The organism is Pseudomonas sp. NKUCC02_KPG, from assembly GCF_019345465.1.
Lineage (GTDB): Bacteria > Pseudomonadota > Gammaproteobacteria > Pseudomonadales > Pseudomonadaceae > Aquipseudomonas.
The window spans coordinates 1-223 of the sequence record NZ_JAHKRC010000048.1; the positions used below are offsets into that span (position 1 = coordinate 1).

Sequence of the window (223 nt, forward strand, 5' to 3'; positions counted from 1 at the left end):
CTTCGACTACGGCAACAACATTCGTCAGATGGCCAAAGAAGTGGGCGTAGAAAACGCCTTCGACTTCCCTGGTTTTGTACCGGCTTATATCCGCCCATTGTTCTGCCGTGGTGTAGGCCCGTTCCGCTGGGTCGCGCTGTCGGGCGATGCCGAAGACATCTACAAAACCGACGCCAAGGTCAAGGAGCTGATCGCTGACGACGCCCACCTGCACAACTGGCTG

General features: G+C 57.4%; 1 pseudogene. It reads left to right on the forward strand.

Annotation, left to right across the window (positions count from 1 at the left end):
• Positions 1-223, forward strand: a pseudogene (locus KO536_RS24125) (urocanate hydratase); the annotation flags it as partial.